Origin of the sequence: Streptomyces sp. TS71-3, assembly GCF_018327685.1 — a bacterium.
Classification (GTDB): domain Bacteria; phylum Actinomycetota; class Actinomycetes; order Streptomycetales; family Streptomycetaceae; genus Streptomyces.
In genome coordinates this window covers 3,375,717-3,396,344 of record NZ_BNEL01000003.1, presented here as the reverse complement: position 1 = coordinate 3,396,344, position 20,628 = coordinate 3,375,717, and the positions used below count along the sequence as shown (strand labels likewise).

General features: G+C 73.4%; 17 protein-coding genes and 1 pseudogene. 12 read left to right on the top strand and 6 right to left on the bottom strand.

Annotated features, from left to right (window positions below; translation table 11 throughout):
- Positions 1-73 precede the first annotated feature (73 nt).
- A complete protein-coding gene (locus Sm713_RS38310; protein WP_212914528.1) occupies positions 74-703 on the bottom strand; it encodes a hypothetical protein in 630 nt (209 codons plus the stop codon).
- A 205-nt stretch (positions 704-908) separates the two neighbouring features.
- Between Sm713_RS38310 and Sm713_RS38305 the strand changes: the two genes are divergently transcribed.
- The 3 genes from Sm713_RS38305 (at position 909) to Sm713_RS38295 (ending at position 3,635) form a co-directional block, all read left to right on the top strand.
- Positions 909-1,994, top strand: a complete 1,086-nt coding sequence (locus Sm713_RS38305) for an alcohol dehydrogenase catalytic domain-containing protein (protein WP_212914527.1) — start codon at positions 909-911, stop codon at positions 1,992-1,994.
- A gap of 209 nt (positions 1,995-2,203) precedes the next feature.
- Complete coding sequence (locus Sm713_RS38300; protein ID WP_212914526.1) at positions 2,204-2,641, top strand: pyridoxamine 5'-phosphate oxidase family protein; 438 nt, start codon at positions 2,204-2,206, stop codon at positions 2,639-2,641.
- A 262-nt stretch (positions 2,642-2,903) separates the two neighbouring features.
- Positions 2,904-3,635: a response regulator transcription factor gene (locus Sm713_RS38295; RefSeq protein ID WP_212914525.1), complete on the top strand. Its 732-nt coding sequence runs from the start codon at positions 2,904-2,906 to the stop codon at positions 3,633-3,635.
- A 78-nt stretch (positions 3,636-3,713) separates the two neighbouring features.
- Here the strand turns inward: Sm713_RS38295 and Sm713_RS38290 are convergent, their stop codons facing one another.
- On the bottom strand, positions 3,714-4,424 hold the full coding sequence (locus Sm713_RS38290; RefSeq protein WP_212914524.1) for a pyridoxamine 5'-phosphate oxidase family protein: 711 nt from the start codon (positions 4,422-4,424) through the stop codon (positions 3,714-3,716).
- A gap of 421 nt (positions 4,425-4,845) precedes the next feature.
- Between Sm713_RS38290 and Sm713_RS38285 the strand changes: the two genes are divergently transcribed.
- The 5 genes from Sm713_RS38285 to Sm713_RS38265 are packed head-to-tail and all read left to right on the top strand — an operon-like array spanning position 4,846 to position 10,442.
- Positions 4,846-4,935, top strand: a complete 90-nt coding sequence (locus tag Sm713_RS38285) for a potassium-transporting ATPase subunit F (RefSeq protein ID WP_212914523.1) — start codon at positions 4,846-4,848, stop codon at positions 4,933-4,935.
- The gene (gene kdpA / locus Sm713_RS38280) at positions 4,935-6,596 is read left to right on the top strand and encodes a potassium-transporting ATPase subunit KdpA (RefSeq protein ID WP_212914522.1); all 1,662 of its coding nucleotides are present in this window, start codon (positions 4,935-4,937) and stop codon (positions 6,594-6,596) included. Before Sm713_RS38285 ends, kdpA begins: the two co-directional genes overlap by 1 nt.
- Positions 6,593-8,668 (top strand): potassium-transporting ATPase subunit KdpB, encoded by a 2,076-nt coding sequence (gene kdpB / locus Sm713_RS38275; RefSeq protein WP_212914521.1) that lies wholly within the window; start codon positions 6,593-6,595, stop codon positions 8,666-8,668. Before kdpA ends, kdpB begins: the two co-directional genes overlap by 4 nt.
- 8 nt (positions 8,669-8,676) lie before the next feature.
- On the top strand, positions 8,677-9,270 hold the full coding sequence (kdpC, locus tag Sm713_RS38270) for a potassium-transporting ATPase subunit KdpC (RefSeq protein ID WP_212914520.1): 594 nt from the start codon (positions 8,677-8,679) through the stop codon (positions 9,268-9,270).
- A 29-nt stretch (positions 9,271-9,299) separates the two neighbouring features.
- A complete protein-coding gene (locus tag Sm713_RS38265) occupies positions 9,300-10,442 on the top strand; it encodes a universal stress protein (RefSeq protein WP_212914519.1) in 1,143 nt (380 codons plus the stop codon).
- Between the two features lie 250 nt (positions 10,443-10,692).
- On the opposite strand, the gene Sm713_RS38260 is transcribed toward Sm713_RS38265, so the two are convergent.
- Positions 10,693-11,412: an SDR family oxidoreductase gene (locus Sm713_RS38260; protein ID WP_212914518.1), complete on the bottom strand. Its 720-nt coding sequence runs from the start codon at positions 11,410-11,412 to the stop codon at positions 10,693-10,695.
- Positions 11,413-11,572: 160 nt separating this feature from the next.
- On the opposite strand from Sm713_RS38260, the gene Sm713_RS38255 reads away from it, so the two are divergent.
- A complete protein-coding gene (locus Sm713_RS38255) occupies positions 11,573-12,145 on the top strand; it encodes a TetR/AcrR family transcriptional regulator (RefSeq protein WP_212915119.1) in 573 nt (190 codons plus the stop codon).
- A gap of 136 nt (positions 12,146-12,281) precedes the next feature.
- Here Sm713_RS38255 and Sm713_RS38250 read toward each other — a convergent pair whose 3' ends face one another.
- A complete protein-coding gene (locus Sm713_RS38250) occupies positions 12,282-13,190 on the bottom strand; it encodes a helix-turn-helix domain-containing GNAT family N-acetyltransferase (protein WP_212914517.1) in 909 nt (302 codons plus the stop codon).
- A 305-nt stretch (positions 13,191-13,495) separates the two neighbouring features.
- Between Sm713_RS38250 and Sm713_RS38245 the strand changes: the two genes are divergently transcribed.
- Positions 13,496-14,731, top strand: a complete 1,236-nt coding sequence (locus Sm713_RS38245; protein ID WP_212914516.1) for a cytochrome P450 — start codon at positions 13,496-13,498, stop codon at positions 14,729-14,731.
- A 78-nt stretch (positions 14,732-14,809) separates the two neighbouring features.
- On the opposite strand, the gene Sm713_RS38240 is transcribed toward Sm713_RS38245, so the two are convergent.
- Positions 14,810-15,484, bottom strand: a complete 675-nt coding sequence (locus tag Sm713_RS38240) for a TetR/AcrR family transcriptional regulator (RefSeq protein WP_212915118.1) — start codon at positions 15,482-15,484, stop codon at positions 14,810-14,812.
- 116 nt (positions 15,485-15,600) lie between these two features.
- On the opposite strand from Sm713_RS38240, the pseudogene Sm713_RS38235 reads away from it, so the two are divergent.
- Positions 15,601-16,521, top strand: a pseudogene (locus tag Sm713_RS38235) (alpha/beta fold hydrolase); the annotation flags it as partial.
- A 428-nt stretch (positions 16,522-16,949) separates the two neighbouring features.
- Positions 16,950-18,392, top strand: coding sequence for an MFS transporter (locus Sm713_RS38230; RefSeq protein ID WP_212914514.1), 1,443 nt, complete (start codon positions 16,950-16,952; stop codon positions 18,390-18,392).
- Positions 18,393-18,486: 94 nt separating this feature from the next.
- On the opposite strand, the gene Sm713_RS38225 is transcribed toward Sm713_RS38230, so the two are convergent.
- On the bottom strand, positions 18,487-20,412 hold the full coding sequence (locus tag Sm713_RS38225) for a GAF domain-containing protein (protein ID WP_212915117.1): 1,926 nt from the start codon (positions 20,410-20,412) through the stop codon (positions 18,487-18,489).
- Between the last annotated feature and the right edge of the window lie 216 nt (positions 20,413-20,628).

Here is a 20,628-nt window from a genome sequence, read left to right as displayed (position 1 = left end):
CCGTAGCGGCCGTAGCGGCGGTGAGTGTGCGGCCGTACGGGCGGTGAGGACGGTGAGGACGGAGTGGGAGCCGTCATCCCATCCGGTGCCGCCACCGGGGCTCGACGTCCTCCCACTCCTTGTCCCAGTGGCGGGCGCGCACGGCGTCCACGCGGAGCCTCACGCCTCGGCCGGCGGCGTAGGTGACACCGCTGAAGAAGACGGCGGCCGAGCCGCCCAGCAGCACCGCCTGGAGGGCGGACTCCCCCGGGCCCGCGGGCGGGCTGGTGATCTTGCCGTGCTGGTCGGTCCAGATCTTCACGTGCTGCCCTGCCTGGTGGCCCGGCTCGACCATGGTCCGGCCGTTGTGCTGGGAACCGTCGGGCGCCGTCCAGTGCACCTGGGCCCGGACCCGGCTGTCGTTGCCGCCGGTCGCGGCCGGGGACGCGGGGGCGTCCTGGGAGAGCGTGGCGGACACCGAGTGCCGGTCGCTGCGCTGCTGCGCGAGGGTGCCCTCGGTCGCGCGGGCCGCCAGCATACCGACGAAGGCGCCGCCCACCGCGACGACGATCCACACGATCAGGATGATCCACGCCTCGATGAGGTCCTCGCGGCGCCGCAGCGGATTGCTGCGCCAGCGCCACAGCCACGCCCTGCGGCGCAGCGCCTGCGAGTCGTCGGGTCCGGGTCCAGGTGGCGGCCTCGGCGGCATGCCCCTGCGCATTGGACGCCTCCTCATCACGCTCACTTAGAAGGTGGCATCGGGGGCCAGGAGCGCGGCAGGGGCCGCCCGGGGTGCGGCTGGGGTCCGGCGGGCCGGGTGCCGAGGACCGCCCGGCCCAAGCTGCACCGGCCGACGAGCGGGCAGGGTGGTTCTGTCGGAGTGACCGCCGACGCCCGTGCCACGTGTCCGCCGCGGAGGGATGGTCATGAAAGCGCTCGTCTTCCACGGCTCCGGGCGTCTCGCCTGGGAGGCCGTGCCCGACCCCGGCGTTCAGGAGGCCGGTGACGCGGTCGTCCGGGTCGAGGCCACCACCATCTGCGGCACCGATCTGGACATCCTCAGGGGCGAGGGGCCGGCGGTGCGGCCGGGAACGGTGCTCGGCCACGAGGCGGTCGGCGAGGTGGTCGAGACCGGCCCCGAGGTGCGTGCCGTGCAGCCCGGCGACCGGGTGGTCGTGTCGTGCATCTCGGCCTGCGGGCGGTGCGGGCCCTGCCGGCTCGCCCGGTACGGGCAGTGCCGCGGCGGCGGGGGATGGCTCCTCGGGCGCCGGATCGACGGCACGCAGGCCGAGTACGTCAGGGTGCCCTGGGCGGACCTCTCCGTGCATCCGCTGCCGGGCGTGCTGAGCAGCAGGGACGCGGTGCTGCTCGCCGACGTCCTGCCCACCGGGTACGAGGTGGGGGTGCTGGCCGGGGACGTACGGCCCGGGGACACCGTCGCCGTCGTCGGGGCCGGCCCGGTCGGGCTCGCCGCGGTCGCCACCGCGCAGCTCGTGTCGCCCGAGCGGACCATCGCCGTGGACCTGGACGCGGCCCGGCTCGACACCGCCAGGAGGGTCGGCGCCGATGCCGTGGTGAACGCCTCGGACGGCCCCGAGCAGCTCGTGTCGGACCTCACGGGGTCGCTCGGCGCCGATGTCGTGATCGAGGCGGTCGGGGCGCCGGAGACCTTCGAGATGTGCACCCGGATGGTGGGCTCCGGAGGGCGCCTGGCCAACGTGGGCGTGCAGGGCAAACCCGCGGCGCTGCACCTGGAGGAGCTCTGGGACAGGGACGTGACGATCAGCACCGGGCTCGTCGACACCCGCTCGCTGCCCACCCTGCTGCGCCTGATGGCCGCCGGCCGGCTGCCCGCGTCCGAACTGATCACCCATGACTTCCCGCTGGCCGCGATGGAGGAGGCGTACGACGTCTTCGCACGGGCCCGGGCCACCGCGGCCCTGAAGGTGGTGCTGGGCGAGGAACCCCACGACGCGCTGGACACCACGCCCCGGACCACCGCCCGGTCGTAGCGCCGGGCGCGGCTGGGCCGTTCCCCGCGGACGGATGCCCGATGGGCCCTGTGCCGCGGCGCCGGGCGCGACGGAGCGTGGACGGTGCGGAGGTCCGGCGGCCGCGGTCCGCACTCAGGGATCCGAGGGGCCGCTCCCGGGCCGCGGGGCCTTCCCGAGCGAGCCGGCCCGCCGCCCGGCGAGCCGGGTCCCCCGATGAGCGCACTGTCATGAATGCCCCCGACGGCTTCCACGAGCTCGGCAGGCAGGAGAGCCTGCGGCTGCTGAGCAGGGCCCCCGTGGGCCGGGTGGTCCACACCCGGCGGGCGCTGCCCGCGGTGCTGCCGGTCCGCTTCTGCCTGGACTCCGACTCCGCCGTCGTCCTGCGCGCCCCGGCGCGCTCCGAGCTGGTGCGCGCCCTCGACGGAGTGGTGGTGGCCTTCGAGGTGGACGAGGTGGACGCGGGCGCCCGGGTCGGCTGGAGCGTCGTCGTGACCGGCCGGGCCACGGTGGTGACGAGCGCGGCGGAGCACGAGCGGCTGGCGCGCACCGGGCCGCGCTCCTGGACGGTCCCCGACGGGGACGACGACGTCTTCGTCCGCATCGAGCCCGAGCTGGTCACCGGCCGGGTGCTCGCCCACGGCCGGGAGGCGGGCATCGCCCCGTGACCGGCCCGGACGCTCCGCGCCGGCGGAGCCGGCGGTGGAGGCGACGGTGGAGGACGACGGATGTGCGGTGCCGTCGCTCCGGCGCCGGGTGCGCAGTGGTCCCGGGGTGCGCATCCGGCGTGGGGCACCGAGGCATCCGCCACCAGCGCACGCGGGCGGCGGTGTGTTCGCCCCGGCCGGGCGCGGGTACGCGGCATGGGCCGACACCCCCGCCCTCCGGCGCGACTCCCGCTGCCGGTGGGCACCCGCGTTGGGAGCAGCCATGGCGGACAGCGACCCGGCCCGCTCGAACGGCCCGATCACGGTCTTCCTGCTGGACGACCACGAGGTGGTGCGGCGCGGCGTGCACGACCTGCTGAGCGACGAGCCGGACATCGAGGTGGTCGGCGAGGCCGCCACGGCCGCGCAGGCGCTGGTGCGGGTGCCCGCGCTGCGGCCGGGGGTCGCGGTGCTCGACGTGCGGCTGCCGGACGGCGACGGCGTGAGCGTCTGCCGGGACCTGCGTGCCCGGATGCCCGGCCTCGCCTGCCTGATGCTGACCTCCTTCGACGACGAGGAGGCCCTGCTCGACTCGATCATGGCGGGCGCGTCCGGCTTCGTGCTGAAGCAGATCTGCGGTTCCGACCTGGTCTCCGCGGTGCGCACGGTGGCCGCCGGGCAGTCGCTGCTCGACCCCAGCGCGACCACGCGGCTGATGGCCAGGCTCCGCGGCGAGCAGGACCGCCAGGAGGAGCAGGACGCGCTGCCCGGCCTCACCGAGCGGGAGCGGGAGATCCTCGTGCTGATCGGCGAGGGGCTCACCAACCGGCAGATCGGGCACCGGCTCTACCTCGCCGAGAAGACCGTGAAGAACCACATCTCCCGCCTGCTGGCCAAGCTCGGGGTGGAGCGGCGCATCCAGGCCGCCGTGATCGCCACCCAGGAGCAGGACCGCCGGGAGCACGAGGGCCGCCGCCGGCAGCACGACGGGTACGGCAGCGGGGCGGGCGCATAGGGGGCCCGCGGCCCCGGGGTGCGGTGCGGGAGGGCCGCCGCCGGCCGGGCCGGCCTCAGCCGTCCGGCGCAGCGGGCCTCAGTCGTCCGGCACCTCGTCCTGATCGTCGTCGACGATGATCCGGCGGCCGGTGAGGCGGTGCGGGGTCAGGACCACCCACAGGTGGCGTTCGCCACCCGCCCAGGGCGTGCTGAAGGCCTCCTGGTTCAGCTTGCTGACGGTCTCCTCGTCGGTGACAGCGCGAGCGGAGCCGACGGCGAGGACGCTCCACCCCCGGCTGAACGCGTCGTCGATGTGGTCCACCTCGAAGGCCGTGTCGTTGCCCGCGGCGTGGGCGGGCGGGGCCCCGGGCGACGTGCGGAACGCGAGGTCCTCCCCGATGATCTGGTAGTTCACCGGGAAGATGGCGGGGCCGCTGTCGGTGGTCACGGCCACCCTGCCGACGCCGTGGGTGCCCAGGTGCTCGCGGCACTCCTCGGGGTCCATGGTCGCCAGCCGGGCGTGCCGGGCGGCACGGCCGAGGCCCGGCGGCAGGTCGGTGGTGCCGCCGGTCAGCTCGTCCACCGTGGTCTGGAGGGCGTCCGCGAGCCGGAGCAGAAAGCCCATGCTGGGCGTCGAGGTGTGCTCCTCCATGTACTGGATGTAGCCGGGTGCCGAGCCCGAGCGCGCCGCCACGTCCTCGCGGCTGAGGCCCATCTGCTCGCGGCGGGCGGCCACCCGCCGGCCGATGTCCCCCCTGACGTGCGCGTCCTCGGGCGGCACGGATCCCGGCTGCGGTTCTTCGGACATGGGCGGCACCATTCCTTCGTTGACGGCTGTGGACGGCCCGACGGCCCCGTCCGCACGGCTCCCCTTTTCCATGCCCGCCCCGTGCCCGGCTGGTATGGCGCCTCACCCGATCGGCGCCGGCGGCACCGGTCCCGCCGCCCGCACCGGTGCCGCCGGCCCCGTTACGCCCTGCCGGTGACGGCGTGCCTCCCAGCGGCGGTGGCTGCGCGGCTTTCCGGCGGCGAGGCGGTAAGCGTGAGGGGTACTCATGCGGCTCCGTCCGCACTCCCGTAGGTACCGGCCGTGCGGAGCAGCGCCGGCCGGCGGCGAGCACCACCACCGTCGTCCGGAGGAGACCGCCGATGCTCGATCTGGCCTTCATCGCCCTGACCATCGCCTTCTTCGCCCTGATGGTGCTGGTCCTGAGGGGGGCGGAGCGCCGGTGAGCGCCTCGAACGCGGTGGGGCTGAGCTGTGCGGTGGTCCTGATCGTCTACCTCGTGCTCGCCCTGGTGTTCCCGGAGCGGTTCTGATGAGCGACGCCGGCGCCGGACTGCTCACCATCGCCTTGCTGCTCGGCGCGCTCGCGGTGGCCCACGTGCCGCTCGGCGGGTACATGGCGCGGGTGTACGGCGGCGAGAGGCACCTGGCCGTGGAGCGGCTGGTGTACCGGGCGACCCGGGTGAACCCGGACGCCGACCAGCGCTGGACGACGTACGCGCTGGGGGTGCTCGGGTTCTCGGTGGTGTCCGTGCTGTTCCTGTACGGCTTCCTGCGGTTGCAGGGCGACCTGCCGCTCGCGCTGGGCCACCCCTCGGTCTCCCCCGACGAGGCGTTCAACACGGCAGTGTCGTTCGTGACCAACACCAACTGGCAGTGGTACGTGGGCGAGGCGACGCTGGGCCACCTGGTGCAGATGGCGGGCCTCGCCGTGCAGAACTTCCTGTCGGCGGCGGTGGGCATGGCCGTGGCGATGGCGCTGGTACGGGGGTTCGCCCGCTCGGAGACGGACCGGATCGGCAACTTCTGGGTCGACCTGGTGCGCGGCACCGTGCGCATCCTGCTGCCGCTCGCGTTCCTCGCCGCCATCGTGCTGGTGGCGGCCGGCGCGGTGCAGAACTTCTCGTCCCCCGACCCGGTGCACGCGCTCGCGGGCGGCACCCAGTCGATCGTGGGCGGTCCCGTCGCCTCCCAGGAGTCGATCAAGGAACTGGGCACCAACGGCGGAGGGTTCTACAACGCCAACTCGGCGCACCCCTTCGAGAACCCCACCCCGTTCACCAACGTCTTCGAGACGTTCCTGCTGCTGCTCATCCCGAGCGCGCTGCCGCGCACCTTCGGCCTGCTGGTCGGCAGCACCCGCCAGGGCTGGGCGATCCTGGCGGCCATGGCGGTCATCTGGGTCGCCGGCCTGGTGGGGGTGACCGCGGCCGAGGCCCTGCACCCGGGCACCGTGCCGCACGCGGTGGGCGCGTCCATGGAGGGCAAGGAGCAGCAGTTCGGGGTCTGGAACTCCGCCCTGTGGGCCAACGCGACCACCATGACGTCGACCGGGGCGGTGGACTCCTTCCACGACAGCTACACCGCCCTGGGAGGCGGTGTGCTGCTGCTGAACATGCTGCTGGGCGAGGTGGCACCGGGCGGCACCGGCTCCGGCCTGTACGGGATGCTGGTGCTGGCGGTGCTGACGGTCTTCCTCGCGGGGCTGATGGTGGGCCGCACCCCGGAGTACCTGGGCAAGAAGATCCGCCAGCACGAGACCACCTTCGTCGCGCTGTACGTGCTCGCCATGCCGTTCGCCGTGCTGGTGGGCGCCGGCCTCGCGCTGGGGCTTCCCGAACCACGCGCGACGATCCTCAACCCCCGCCCGCACGGCCTGTCCGAGGTGCTGTACGCGTACGCGTCCTCGGCCAACAACAACGGCAGCGCCTTCGCCGGCCTGGGCGTCGACACGACCTTCTACAACACCACGCTCGGCATGGCGATGCTCGTCGGCCGCTTCCTGCCGATCGTGTTCGTCCTCGCGCTGGCCGGCGCGCTCGCGCGGCAGCGGCCGGTCCCGGTCGGAGCGGGCACGCTGCCCACCCACCGGCCGCTGTTCGTGGGGATGCTGATCGGGGTCGTGATCATCGTGTCCGCGCTGGCGTTCTTCCCCGGACTGGCCCTCGGGCCGGTCGCGGAGGGACTCGTATGACCATGGCCGCCCCGTCGCCCGGCGAGGGGCCCCGCAGGGTCTCGGCGGGCGCGTTCCGGCCGCACCAGCTCGTGCAGTCGCTGCCGAACGCGGTCCGCAAGCTCGACATCCGCCACATGGTGCACACCCCCGTGATGTTCGTGGTGTGGGTCGGCTCGCTGCTGGCCACGATCTTCACGGCGACGACGGACGCCAGCGCGTTCGGCATCACGACGACGGTGTGGCTGTGGGCCACGGTGGTCTTCGCCAACCTCGCGGAGGCGGTGGCCGAGGGCCGCGGCCGGGCGCAGGCGGCGGCGCTGCGGCAGGCCAAGCAGGAGACGACGGCGAGGCGGCTGCGCGAGGACGGCACCGAGGAGGAGGTGCCCGGCACCCGGCTGCGGCTGGGCGACGTCGTGGTGGTCGAGGCCGGCCAGGTCATCCCCGGCGACGGAGAGGTGATCGAGGGCATCGCCAGCGTGGACGAGTCCGCCATCACCGGCGAGTCCGCACCCGTCATCCGGGAGTCGGGCGGCGACCGCTCGGCCGCCACCGGCGGCACCAAGGTCCTCTCGGACCGGATCGTGGTCAGGATCACCGTGCGGCCCGGCGAGAACTTCATCGACCGGATGATCGCCCTGGTGGAGGGCGCGGTCCGGCAGAAGACCCCGAACGAGATCGCCCTGAACATCCTGCTGGCCGCCCTCACGATCATCTTCCTGCTGGCGGTGGCCACCCTCCAGCCGCTCGCCACCTTCTCCGGCCGGGCGCAGCCGATCATCGTCCTGGTCTCCCTGCTGGTGTGCCTGATCCCCACCACCATCGGCGCCCTGATCTCGGCGATCGGCATCGCCGGCATGGACCGGCTGATCCAGCGCAACGTGGTGGCCATGTCGGGGCGCGCCGTGGAGGCCGCCGGCGACGTCAACACCCTGCTGCTGGACAAGACCGGCACCATCACGCTCGGCAACCGGGAGGCCACGGAGTTCGTGCCCGCGGAGGGGATCACCGCCACCGAGCTGGCCGACGCCTCCCAGCTGGCCAGCCTCGCGGACGAGACCCCCGAGGGGCGCTCGATCGTAGTCCTGGCCAAGGACCGGTACGAGCTGCGGGCCCGCGAGGAGGGCATGATCCAGGGCGCGTCCTTCGTGCCGTTCTCGGCCCAGACCCGGATGTCCGGGGTGGACCTGGAGGGCCGCATGATCCGCAAGGGGGCGACCACCGCGGTGCTCAAGTGGGTGCGCGACCACGACGGCCAGATCAGCGCGGAGATCAGGTCGGTGGTGGACGCCATCGGCTCCGGTGGCGGCACTCCGCTCGTCGTCGCGGAGCGCCCGCCGGACGGCCCCGCCCGGGTGCTGGGCGTCGTCCACCTCAAGGACATCGTCAAGGCCGGCATGCGCGAGCGCTTCGACGAACTGCGCAGGATGGGCATCCGCACGGTGATGATCACCGGCGACAACCCGCTCACCGCCCGGGCCATCGCGGGCGAGGCCGGCGTCGACGACTTCCTCGCCGAGGCCACCCCCGAGGACAAGCTGGAGCTGATCGCGCAGGAGCAGACCGGCGGCCGGCTGGTCGCGATGACGGGGGACGGCACCAACGACGCTCCGGCGCTCGCCAAGGCCGACGTCGGGGTGGCGATGAACGCCGGCACCACGGCGGCCAAGGAGGCCGGGAACATGGTCGACCTCGACTCCAACCCGACCAAGCTGATCGAGATCGTGGAGATCGGCAAGCAGCTCCTGATCACCCGCGGCGCCCTGACGACGTTCTCCATCGCCAACGACGTCGCGAAGTACTTCGCGATCATCCCCGCGATGTTCGCGGCGGCCTACCCCCAGCTCGACGACCTGAACGTGATGCACCTCAGCAGCCCGAACTCGGCGATCCTGTCCGCGGTGATCTTCAACGCGCTGATCATCGTCGCGCTGATCCCGCTGGCGCTTCGCGGGGTGCGCTACCGGCCGACCAGCGCCGCCCGGATGCTCCGCCGCAACCTCGCCGTCTACGGCCTGGGCGGCATCATCGCACCGTTCGCCGGCATCAAGGTGATCGACGTGATCGTCTCGCAGTTCCCCGGGCTGGGGTGAGCGCCGCGATGACCAGAACCGTGCTGAGGCAGGCCGCCGCGGGGCTGCGCGTGCTGATCGCGCTCACCCTGATCACCGGCGCGCTCTACCCGGTCGTCGTCTGGGGCATCGCCCAGCTCGCCTTCGAGCACAAGGCGGACGGCTCGAAGGTCTCCCTTGGCGGCCGCACCGTGGGGTCGAGGCTGATCGGCCAGGGCTTCACCGGGGCCCGCTGGTTCCACTCCCGACCGTCCGCGGCCGGGCCGCACGGCTACGACCCGCTCTCCTCGGGGGCGTCCAACCTGGGCCCGGAGAACCGGACGCTGCTCGGGCAGGTCCGGCAGCGGCGGGCGGCGGCCGCCGACCAGGACGGCATCCGCCCCTCCCGGGTCCCGGCGGACGCCCTGACGGCCTCCGGCAGCGGCCTCGACCCGTACGTCTCGCCCTCCTACGCACGCCGGCAGACCGCCCGGGTGGCCCGCGCCCGCCACCTGCCCGAGCAGCGCGTGGCGGCACTGGTGAGCGACCATGTAGACGGAAGGATGCTCGGCTTCCTCGGCGCGCCGCGGGTCAACGTGCTGGAGCTGAACCTCGCACTGGAGAGGCTCCGAAGGCGCGGCTGACCCCGGGCCCCGGCCCGGAAGGAGGAACCGTGCCGCGTGGCAGGCTGCTGGTGTACCTCGGGGCGGCCCCCGGGGTCGGCAAGACCTACGACATGCTCGGCGACGGCCAGCGCCGCGCCGAGCGGGGCACGGACGTCGTCATCGGCTTCGTCGAGGACTACGGCCGGCCGCTGACCCGGAAGATGGCCGAGGGCCTGGAGGCGGTGCCCCGCGCCACCCTGGAGTACCGCGGCACGGTCTTCACCGAGATGGACCTCAACGCCGTCCTCACCCGCGCCCCCGAGGTCGCCCTGGTCGACGAGCTCGCCCACACCAACATCCCCTGCTGCCGCAACAAGAAGCGCTGGCAGGACGTCGAGGAGCTGCTGGCGGCCGGCATCGACGTGATCTCCACCGTCAACATCCAGCACCTGGAGTCGCTCAACGACGCCGTCCAGCAGATCACCGGCGTCCGGCAGCGCGAGACCGTCCCGGACGACGTCGTACGGCGCGCCGACCAGATCGAGCTGGTCGACATGTCGGCCGAGGCGCTGCGGCGCCGGATGGCGCACGGCCACATCTACCCGCCGGACAAGATCGACTCGGCGCTCGGCAACTACTTCCGCACCGGCAACCTCACCGCCCTGCGCGAGATCGCCATGCTGTGGGCGGCGGACCGGGTGGAGGAGGCCCTGCTGCGGTACCGCAAGGACCACGGCATCCAGCACCCGTGGGGTACCCGGGAGCGGGTGCTGGTGGCGCTCTCCGGCGGGCCCGAGGGCGGCACCCTCATCCGGCGCGCCAAGCGGACCGCGTCCCGGGGAGCGGGCGGTGAGTTCCTGGCCGTGCACATCCAGCGAGGCGACGGTCTCACCGCGGCCTCGCCCCGCCTCCTCGACGACCAGCGGACCCTGGTGAACGAGCTCGGCGGCACCTACCACACCGTCGAGAGCGACGACCCCGCCCGAGCCATCCTCGGCTTCGCCCGCGAGGTCAACGCCACCCAGATCGTCATCGGCGCGACCCGCCGCAGCCGCCTGAAGGGGCTGCTCGGCCGGGGCATCGGCGAGTCCGTCATCGAGGGGTCGGGCGACGACATCGACGTGCATGTCGTCACCCACGCCGAAGCCGCGCACGGGCGCCTCCTGCACCACACGGGCCGCCCGGACCGCGGCGCCGGCGACGCGGCGTGAGCGCCGGCCGGCTACGCGTATGAGCGGTACCGGCCCGGCCCACGTGACATGAGCGGTACCTGCCCGGGTGGTGCGGCATGAGCGGTACCGGCCCGGCCCACACGGAATGAGCGGTACGCGCCCGACCCAAGCGATATGAGCGATACCGCCCTGGTCGGCAGACCGTGCCCAGGCGCACTCCCGCGCGGCGGAACCGTGACAGGGCGCACCCGGGCGCGGTGGCTTAGGGCCTGTTAAAAGAAACCGGCCGTCAGCCTGCGACCGCCGGCTCGGTGAGCCCCGGGTACAGCGCGGACACGCCGCCCGCCAGCCCCGCCTGGACCTGCTTGCTGATGTCGTCGGCGAGGATCTCGAACCGGCCGGCCTCCAGGCCGTCCAGCGCGAGCCGGGCCACCTTCGCGGGGTCCAGCTTGGGCACGTCCAGATCCGCTATCAGGTCGGTGTCCATGTATCCGACGTGCAGCGCGGTGACCTGGGTGCCCTGGCCAGCGAGGGCCTGCCGCGCGGCGTTGGTGAGCGACCACGCGGCCGACTTGGCGGCGCAGTAGGCGGCGGACTGCTCCTGGGCGTACCAGGAGAGCACGGACAGGACGTTGAGGACCGCACTGCTGCCGGCCCGGGCCAGCACCGGAGCGAACGCCCTGGTCACGCTGAGCGTGCCGAGGACGTGGGTCTCGCACTCGGTCCGGAAGTCGTCCAGGGGGCCGTCCAGGATGCCGGCGCCGAGCGAGGTGCCGGCGTTGTTGATCAGCAGGGTGACGTCCTGGGCCTGTTCGGCCGCGGCGCGTACGGACTCCGGGTCCGTGACGTCCAGGGCCAGCGGGACCGCGCCGGGCACGGTGACCTTGCGGGGGTCGCGCGAGCCCGCGTACACCTTGGCGGCCCCCGCGTCGAGAAGGGCCCTGACGAACTGCTCGCCGAGCCCGCGGTTGCCGCCGGTGACCAGAGCCACGGAACCGTTGATCTGCATGACACGCCCTTCGGTGGGAGAAGCACAGACGTGGTCCGCCGCGGGCATGCCACGACGGACCCAGGAAACGACCGACCGGGAAACCGATCGGTTTCCAGAAGCGTAAACCGATCGGTTTCCGCTGCCAACCCGACCCGGGTAATCTGGCGGCATGACCTCCATCACCACCGAGAAGGCGTCGACCCGGGAGCGGCTTCTCGACACGGCCGGCCGGCTCTTCTACGAGCAGGGCGTCGGCATCGGCGTCGAGGCGCTGTGCAAGGCGGCAGGGGTGTCCAAGCGGTCGATGTACCAGCTCTTCGAGACCAAGGACGAGGTGCTGGCGGCGGCCCTAGAACGGCAGGGCGCGGCCCTGGACGCGCTCGTGATGCCGCCGCCGGGCGTCCCCGAGTCGCCCCGCGCGCGGGTGCTGTACGTGTTCGAGCAGCTGGAGGCGGCCGCGAAGCGGCCGGACTTCCTGGGCTGCCCGTACCTCGGCGTGCAGATGCAGCTGAGGCACCCCGACCACCCGGCGAGCCTGGTCGCCGCGCGCGGCAAGCAGGGGCTGGCCGCCTTCTTCCGCGCCGAGATCGAGCGTGCCGGGGTCGCCGACCCCGGCACGCTGGTGCGCCGCCTCATGGTGGTCTACGACGGGTCGACCGCCCGGGCCGGCATCAAGGCGGACCCGCTGGACGAGGGACTGGCGGTGAGCACCGCCGCCCTCATGCTGGACGCGGCTGGGTTCCCCGAGTAGAGACCCCGCAGGTCAGGCCGCTGAGGCAGCACGGGAGGGCGCCGTGCCGCGGAAGGGCGGGGTGCGGGCGGCGCCGGCCGCGCGGGCTGCGGGTGCGCTGCCGCTCAGGGCGGCGCCGGACGGAGGGCGCTGCGAATCAGTGCGGCGCCGGAGAAGCCCCCGACGCGACCGGCTTCTCGAACCAGTGGTGGGCGTACGGCTCGTCGTTGAAGGCGGCGACCTCGTGGAAGCCGTAGGAGCGGTAGAGGCGGATCGCGGCGGTGAGCGCCTTGTTGGTGTCCAGGCGCAGCACGTCGCGGCCATGGCCGGCGGCCCGCGCCTCCAACTCGGCAAGGAACCGGCGGGCGAGGCCGAGCCGCCGGGCGCCGGGCGCGACCCACATGCGCTTGATCTCGGCCGGCGCACCGGACGGCAGCTTCAGCCCGCCACAGCCGACCGGCTCGCCGCGCAGCCGGGCGACCAGGAACAGGCCGCGCGGGGCACGGAGTTCCCCAGGGTCGGGCAACAGGCTCAGTGCGGGGTCGAAGCCCGTCTCGAAGGTCTCCCGCAGCTCGGCGGCGTAGGCCGTGAGGCAGTACCGGGCGTCGGGGTGGCCCGGGTCGACGATGTCCACGGTGACGGTCGCGGCGGTCAGCAGCCGTTCGACCTCGGCCATGGCGGCCACCAGCCGGGTGCGCTGGTCGGCGTTGAGCGGCTCCAGCAGGGAGCCGGCCAGTTCGTCGCTGCGCCGGTCCAGCAGGGCGCGTTCGGCATGGCCCGCCTCGGTGAGCCGGACGGTGCGCACCCGCCTGTCCCGCGGATGGGGTTCCACCGTCACCAGGCCGTGGGATTCCAGGGAGCGCAGCAGCCGGCTGACGTAGCCCGAGTCCAGCCCGAGCCGCTCGCGCAGCAGCCGTACGTCCTGGCCCTGCTCGCCGATCTCCCAGAGCAGCCGGGCCTCGCCGATCGGCCGGTCGCGCCCCAGGTAGCGGTCGTGGAGGACACCCACGCGTTCGGTGACGACACGGTTGAACCGCCGCACCTGATCCATCTGCACCGTAAGCATTCTCTGACTCTAGTCAGGGAATGCTGGGCCTGCCAGAGGCAGCCGTCGCTCGTCGAGGTACGGAGGCGGTGGAGCGTGCGCGACGCCTCCCGGGCACTCAGGCGCGGGAGCGCTCCTGCCGAGAGTACGGCTTGCCCGGAACGTGCTCTTCGGGCGGTGCCGCCGGACCGGGGCGCAAGGCTCACACGTCGGGCACCCACCCCTCCCCCGCGGCTCCGAACCCTCCCTCCGCGCCGACTATTACGGATCCCTTACCGGGATCGGTGACGCTTTGCTTCGCGCGACGCCGCACAGATGATCTGGCTATGCAACAGAACCCTCTCGTCCTCGATCCGACGGGCCGGCGCCGCGCCGAGGAGGAGGCCGTGCTCCATGCCGGGCCGGGCCCGGCCCTCGTCGACGTCCTCGGTGAGCGCGCATGGGCCGTCGCCGATCAGGAAGTGCTCATGCGGCTCCTCACCGACGACCGCGTGTCCAAGGATCCGCGGCAGCACTGGCCACGGTTCGTCTCCGGCGAGATCGTCGGAAAGTGGCCGCTGTACCTCCAAGTCGCCGTCAACAACATGTTCACCGCCTACGGGGCCGACCACCGCCGGCTCCGCCGCCTGGTCAGCCCGGCGTTCTCCACCCGGAGGACCGCGCTCATGATGCCGTCCATCGTGAGCAACACCGAGGCGCTGCTGGACGCCATCGCCGCCTCGCCGTCCGGAGTGGTCGATCTGCGCGAGTCGTTCGCCGCGCAGCTGCCCGTCAGGGTCATCAGCGATCTGCTGGGGATCCCCGACGCGATGCGGCTGGGCTTCCGCACGACGATCGACCGCATCTGGAACACCACGTCGAGCCCGGAGGACGCGGTCAGCAGCACGCAGGACGTCTACCGGATGCTCCACGCGCTCATCGCGGAGAAGCGCGCCGTTCCCGGCGACGACCTCGTCAGTGCCCTCATCGGTGCCCGTGACGACGAGGGCGACGGCTCCTCGCTGGACGAGGAGGAGCTCACCGACACCCTCCTCCTGGTGATCGCCGCGGGCTACGAGACCACCATCAACCTCCTGGACTCCGCGACCACCGCCCTGCTGGCCGACCCGGGTCAGTTGGAGCTGGTGCGGCGGGGCTCGGCGGACTGGGCCGCCGTGGTGGAGGAGACGCTCCGCTTCGCCTCGCCCGTGAGCCACATACCCATGCGCTACGCGGTCGAGGACATCCCGCTCCCCACCGGCGTCACCATCCGCAAGGGCGACGCCATCCTCGCCTCGTACGGGGCTGCGAGCAACAACCCGGCGACGCACGGCGAGACGGCGGGCACGTTCGACGTCACGCGCCAGGACAAGCGCCATGTCGCCTTCGGGCACGGCGTGCACTTCTGCCTCGGCGCGCCCCTGGCCCGCGCGGAGGCCACGACGGCGCTGCCCCGCCTCTTCGACCGGTTCCCCGGGATGCGGCTCGCCGTTGCGGTGGAGGAACTGGAGCCGCTGCCCAGCATCATGGGAAACGGCCACGTGACCCTTCCTGTGTACCTGGGGGCCGCCGGTGCCACGTGAGCCCCGGAAGGCCCCCGGGCAGGGCGCCGCGGATGTGCCGGACCGTTCCCGAGCGGCACGTCCGCGGCGCCCGGCGTGTCACGTGACGAAGCCCGTGAGCACCCGGCGCATCACGCGCTCGAACTGCTCATGGGGACCCTCCGCCGGGTCAGCGCCCGCCTGGTCGGCGAGGGCGGCCGCGATCTGCGGATGATCTCCTCGGGCCGCCGCCTCGCCCAGGTAGGCGGCCTGCGCCGCCTGCCGGTCGGTGCTCGCGCGGGTGCTCTGGAACCCGGCCCGGGCGAACTGCACGACCAGCGAGTTCATCAGGGCGACGATCTCCATCTTGGTGCGCCCCGGCAGCGGGACCGCTGCCATGGTCCGCAGCGCGTACTCCAGGTAGTCCAGGCTCCGGGGGCCCAGCCGGAGAGGTTCGGGCGGGATGTCGGACGCCCAGGGGTGCCGCAGGTGGACGGCCTTGGTCCGCACGGCCAGGGCGAGCAGATCCGCGACGGCGTCTCCGCGGAGCGGCACGTCGATGTCGACCTCTGCGGTCACCGCGTCCACCATCAGGTCGAGCACGTCGTCACGCCCGGAGACGTAGCGGTAGACAGACGCCTGCCCGGTGCCCAGCGTCGCCGCCAGCCGGCGCATCGACACCGCGGCCAGGCCGCCCCCGTCGGCCAGTTCCAGCGCGGCGGCGGTCAGCTCCGCACGGCTGTGGGTGCCCGCGGGCCCGCGGGCACCGCGTTCGGGCCTCGCCCAGACGGTCATCGCTCGCTCAGCCACTCGTCCACCTGCTGCCGCATCCTCATCCGTTCCCGTGGAGGCCACTTCCGTTCCCATGGTGCACCGCATACCCTAGAAACAGCGAACATCGGTCGCAGTTAATGGGGTGTCATGTCATCGTCGGCGACGCATCGTGGAGCGAGGTCCGATGGGCCGAGAACGGCGAAGTGCGGCTGGCCTTCGACTCGCTGACCGAGGGAACCGAGGGTGAGCCGCTTCTGCTGGTCACGGGGCTGGGTGTCAATCGGCTGTGGGTCCCTGACGGACTGTGCCGGATGCTGGCCGCGGAGGGCTTCGCGGTGGCCCGGTACGACCAGCGCGACGGCGGGGAGTCCACGCACCTGCCGCCGACCGCCACGGGCGGCCCCGTCTCCGCGCTGTTCGCCCGCCGCGGCGAGGCCTACACGGCCGAGGACATGGCCGACGACGCCGTCGCGGTGATGACCGCTCTGGGCTGGCGGTCGGCCCATCTGCTCGGCGTCTCGCTCGGTGGCGCCGTCGCCCAGCGCGTGGCGCTGCGGCACCCCGACCGCGTCCGTACGCTCACGTCCATGGCGGCCGTCCCGGGAGACGCCATGGGCCTGCGCGTCGCGCGGTACATACGGATGCGCACGCTGGCGAAGTTCACCCGCCTGAGGTTTCCCGACACTCCGGAGGGCACCATCGCTGCCTCCGTCGCCGTCTCCCGCCTGATCACCTCGCCGAACCGCCCCTTCGACGAGTCCGCCGCCCGCGAGGCCGCAGAGGGCAACGCCGACTTCGGTGTGCGCGGCCGGAAGGCGCAGAGCCGGCAGATCGGCGCCCAGTGGCACGGCCCGTCGATCAACGCCATCGCCCGGCCCACGCTGGTGCTCCACGGGGCGGACGACCCCCTCATCAAGCCCAGCGCGGCACGGGACATCGCATCCCGGATCCGCGACGCACGCCTGGTCCTGCTGCCCCGGGTCGGCCATGAGATGCCCGAGGAGGCGTGGCACAGCATCACCACCGAGATCCGCGCACTGGCCGACACCGCCAGGCGCCTACCGCCCGGTCAGCCGGCCCGAACCCCGCGGGACCGTGACCGTCGCGGACCGCGGGTCACACCAAGGCCCCTCAGCCTGATACCTCCGACCAGACGGCCACCTGTACGGTCGCAGCCGAACGGCCGGCGTCACAGTCGAACGGGCCGGCAGCACAGGCCGGCGGCACGGGCCGGTGCCTGCCACTTCCAGGGGGCATTTCCACGGGCGCTCCCAGGGGCCCGTGGCGGTGTCGGAGCGATGTCGTCCGCCTCTCCCCGCACCAGCCCGCGCACCGCTCCAGCGCACTGCTCCCGCGCACCGGTCATGGCGCCGGCACGCATACCCCGCCCGTGAACTATGGCGCCCCACCACATGTGCGTCCGACCTGCGTGTTCCTACGTTGTGCCGACACGTAGACGTCCCTCCCACGCCTGGAAGTGGTGCACATGGCCTCCGCAGCAGCCGCTCCCCCGACACCGGCGAAGCTTCCCCGGATCGTCGCCGCGAGCCTCATCGGCACCACCATCGAGTGGTACGACTTCTTCCTCTACGGATCCGCCGCGGCCCTGGTCTTCAACAAACTCTTCTTCCCCGGCTCCGACCCGCTCGTCGGCACCCTCCTGTCGTTCCTCACCTACGCCGTCGGCTTCGCCGCGCGCCCGATCGGCGCGCTGGTGTTCGGCCACTACGGTGACCGGCTCGGCCGCAAGAAGCTGCTGGTCGTCAGCCTGCTGATGATGGGCGTGGCTACCTTCGCCATCGGGCTGCTGCCCACCCACGCCACGGTCGGCAGCGCCGCCCCGGTGCTGCTGACGCTGCTGCGGCTGGTCCAGGGGTTCGCGCTCGGCGGCGAGTGGGGCGGTGCCGTCCTGCTGGTGTCCGAGCACGGCGACAAGCGGCACCGCGGGTTCTGGGCCTCCTGGCCGCAGACCGGCGCTCCCGCGGGACAGCTCCTCGCCACCGGTGTCCTGTCGCTGCTGACCTGGCTGCTGTCCGACTCCGCGTTCGGGTCCTGGGGCTGGCGGGTGCCGTTCCTGCTCTCCGGGGTACTGGTCATGATCGGTTTGTGGATTCGTCTCTCTGTCGATGAATCACCCGTGTTCAAGGCCGCCCTCGCCCAGGCCGAGGCCCGCCGGGCAGCCGAGGCCGCCGCGCAGAGCGAACGGCAGGCCTCCCGCACCGGCACGGGAGCGGTGGCGGAGAGGCTGCCGCTGGTCGGCGTGGTGCGCGAGCACTGGCGCGACGTGCTGGTGGCGATGGGCGCCCGGATGGCGGAGAACATCGGCTACTACGTGATCACCGCGTTCATCCTCGTCTACGCCACCACCTCGGCCGGGGTGTCCAAGCAGACCGCGCTCAACTCCGTGCTGATCGGATCGGCCGTGCACTTCGCCGTGATCCCGGCGTGGGGAGCGCTGTCGGACCGGATCGGCCGCAAGCCGGTGTACCTGTTCGGCGCGGCCGGGGTGGGTGCGTGGATCGTGCCGTTCTTCGCCCTGACCGACACCGGCTCGTTCGGCGCCCTGGTCCTCGCCGTGACCGTCGCGCTGGTCCTGCACGGTGCGATGTACGCGCCGCAGGCGGCGTTCTTCGCGGAGATGTTCGGCACCCGGATGCGCTACTCGGGCGCGTCGATGGGGGCGCAGTTCGCGTCGGTCGCGGCCGGCGCACCGGCACCGCTGATCGCGACCGCGCTGCTCGACGCCTACGGCAGCTCCACTCCCGTCTCGGTCTACGTGATCGCCGCCGCCGTCCTCACGCTGATCGCCGTGGGAGTGGCCAAGGAGACGCGCCACCGGGACCTGGAGGACGTGACGGCCGGCGCGGACCACGAGCGGACCCCTGCCCCCGCCGCCGACACCGGCGCGCCCCGTACCCGCTCGGTGTGACGGGCGGCCGCCCGGCCGGGCGGATCCGCGCTGCCGGGCCCGGTGGGGCCTCTCCCGCCGGGCCCGGCAGCCGCACGGCGGCCGGGGCCCACGCTCAGTCCTCGTCGAGCGCCGAGGCCAGCCGGTGCAGGCGCAGAGCGAGCTGGATCTCCAGGGCGCGGCCCGGGCTCTGCCAGTCACCGCCGAGCAGACGCCCCACCCGCTCAAGCCGCTGCGCCACGGTGTTCACGTGCACGTGCAGCTCGTCCTTGGTGCGTGCAGGGCTCATCCCGGAGGCGAAGTAGGCGTCGAGGGTGCGGACGAGGTCCGTCCCGCGGCGGCGGTCGTAGTCGACGACGGCACCGATACTGCGGTGCACGAACCCGGTTATGTCCCGGCTGTCCGCGAGCAGCAGCCCCAGGAACCCGAAGTCCTCGGCGGCCGCCCCCTGGCCGGCCCGGCCCAGCAGGCGCAGGGCGTCCAGGCAGCGGCGGCTCTCCGCATACCCGGCGGACACCGCGTCGGTGCCCGCCACCAGGCCGGCGACGGGGCCGGACGCGCCGACGGTGACCGCCTCGTGCACGGCGGTGCCCAGCCGCCGGGCGACCCGGCGGGCGAGTTCGGCGGCGGTGGTGCGGGCGGCGAGCGGGAGGAGCAGTACGGTGCCGCCGTCCCGGGCCGAGGCCAGCCCGTGCCGGGTGGCGGCCAGGTGGGACGCGGCGGACCACAGCCGGCGCCGGGCATCGGCTTCTGCCTGCACGTCGGCGAAGTCGTCGCCCAAGCGGGCGGCGAGCACCACATGGGTCGCGTCCGGGTCGGCGCCCAGCCGGGCCGCACGTTCCCGCAGCAGGCGGGGGTCGCGGTCGCGGGCGTCCAGCAGGTCGTCCAGGAGCTCACCGCGCACGCGCTGTTCGGCGTCGGAGGCGGAACGGCGGGCGAGGAGCAGCAGCGAGGTCACCATGGCGGCCCGCTCCAGGGTGCGCTGGTCGACCGGGTCGAGGCGGGGGTGGCCGTGCAGCACCAGCGCGCCGAACAGCTCGCCGCCCGCGGCGACGGCCGCGATCCAGTCCGCTGCGTGCCGTACCGCGTGCCCGTCCTGCGCGGAGGCCGTGAGCGCTGCCTGCGCCGAGGCCGTGAGCACCCCGTGGGCGGCGGCGGTGGGCGCTCCGGCGGGGGCTGCGGAGGCGTCGGTGAACTCGACCGTGCCGTCGAGGACCTCGGAGACCGCGGCGGCGACGTCGTGCACGCCGCCACCGCGCAGCACCAGTTCGGTGAGCCGGTCGTGGACGTCGGAGGCGCGCTCGATGACTCCGCTGCGGTCCCTGATGATCTCGTTGGCCCGCTCCAGGCCGCCGAGCGCCTCCCGGGTCTCCGAGAGCAGGTGGGCCGTGTCGATGGCGGCGGCCGCGAGGGCGGCGAACGAGCCGAGCAGCGCGATCTGTTCACGCTCGAACACCCGGGCCCGCCGGTCCGCGGCGAACAGCACGCCGATGACCTGCGGGCCCAGCTTCAACGGCACCCCGAGGATGGCGACCAGGCCCTCGTCCGACACACCGGTGTCGATGGTGCGGGTGTGCTGGAAGCGGGCGTCGTTGAAATAGTCGTCGGTCACGTAGGGGCGGGCGGTCTGCGCGACGAGGCCGCCAAGACCCTCCCCCATGCCGAGCCTGAGCTGCTGGAAGCGGGCCGCGACGGAGCCTTCCGTGACGCGCATGTAGGTGTCGCCGCGCGCCGGGTCGTTCAGGGTGAGGTAGGCGACGTCGGTGCCGAGCAGGGAACGGGCCCGCTGCACGATGGCCTGGAGGACGACATCGAGATCGCGCAGTCCCGCCAGGTCGTGCGCGGTCTCGAAGAGCGCGGACAGCTCGGCCTCACGGCGCCTGCGGCCCTCCAGCTCCGCGCGGACCCGCAGTGCGAGCAGCTTGGCACGCTCGAGCGCCGCGATCCGCCCGGTGGGCTCCCCCGCTTCGCGCGCCAGCAGCACCGGGCGCTCGTAGGCGTCCGCCGGGGCGTCCCGCGTCAGCAGCTCCAGGAACTCCATGAGACCCGCGGACTCCCCGCTCTCACCGCGCCCGCCCAGCTCGTCCGCCTCGCCACGCCCACCCGGCTCGTCCGCCTCCCCCGCGCCGGCGGCCCGGCCTCGCCCGACCGGCCCCGGTGCCTCGCCGGGCCGCCCCTGTCCGGCGGCGCCCGCTGCCGGGCCCGGCAGCGGCTGCGCGCCACCCCCGCTCGCCCGCCCCGCGGGGTCCGGACGGCC

Bases quoted from the DNA above. Each gene is read 5' to 3' on its own strand.
- Sm713_RS38305 (WP_212914527.1), top strand. From the start codon at position 909: ATGAAAGCGCTCGTCTTCCACGGCTCCGGGCGTCTCGCCTGGGAGGCC.
- Sm713_RS38290 (WP_212914524.1), bottom strand. From the start codon at position 4,424: ATGTCCGAAGAACCGCAGCCGGGATCCGTGCCGCCCGAGGACGCGCAC.
- kdpC (WP_212914520.1), top strand. From the start codon at position 8,677: ATGACCAGAACCGTGCTGAGGCAGGCCGCCGCGGGGCTGCGCGTGCTG.
- Sm713_RS38230 (WP_212914514.1), top strand. From the start codon at position 16,950: ATGGCCTCCGCAGCAGCCGCTCCCCCGACACCGGCGAAGCTTCCCCGG.
- Sm713_RS38310 (WP_212914528.1), bottom strand. From the start codon at position 703: ATGCGCAGGGGCATGCCGCCGAGGCCGCCACCTGGACCCGGACCCGAC.
- Sm713_RS38225 (WP_212915117.1), bottom strand. From the start codon at position 20,412: ATGGAGTTCCTGGAGCTGCTGACGCGGGACGCCCCGGCGGACGCCTAC.
- Sm713_RS38240 (WP_212915118.1), bottom strand. From the start codon at position 15,484: ATGACCGTCTGGGCGAGGCCCGAACGCGGTGCCCGCGGGCCCGCGGGC.
- Sm713_RS38250 (WP_212914517.1), bottom strand. From the start codon at position 13,190: ATGCTTACGGTGCAGATGGATCAGGTGCGGCGGTTCAACCGTGTCGTC.
- kdpA (WP_212914522.1), top strand. From the start codon at position 4,935: ATGAGCGACGCCGGCGCCGGACTGCTCACCATCGCCTTGCTGCTCGGC.
- Sm713_RS38295 (WP_212914525.1), top strand. From the start codon at position 2,904: ATGGCGGACAGCGACCCGGCCCGCTCGAACGGCCCGATCACGGTCTTC.
- Sm713_RS38245 (WP_212914516.1), top strand. From the start codon at position 13,496: ATGCAACAGAACCCTCTCGTCCTCGATCCGACGGGCCGGCGCCGCGCC.
- kdpB (WP_212914521.1), top strand. From the start codon at position 6,593: ATGACCATGGCCGCCCCGTCGCCCGGCGAGGGGCCCCGCAGGGTCTCG.
- Sm713_RS38300 (WP_212914526.1), top strand. From the start codon at position 2,204: ATGAATGCCCCCGACGGCTTCCACGAGCTCGGCAGGCAGGAGAGCCTG.
- Sm713_RS38260 (WP_212914518.1), bottom strand. From the start codon at position 11,412: ATGCAGATCAACGGTTCCGTGGCTCTGGTCACCGGCGGCAACCGCGGG.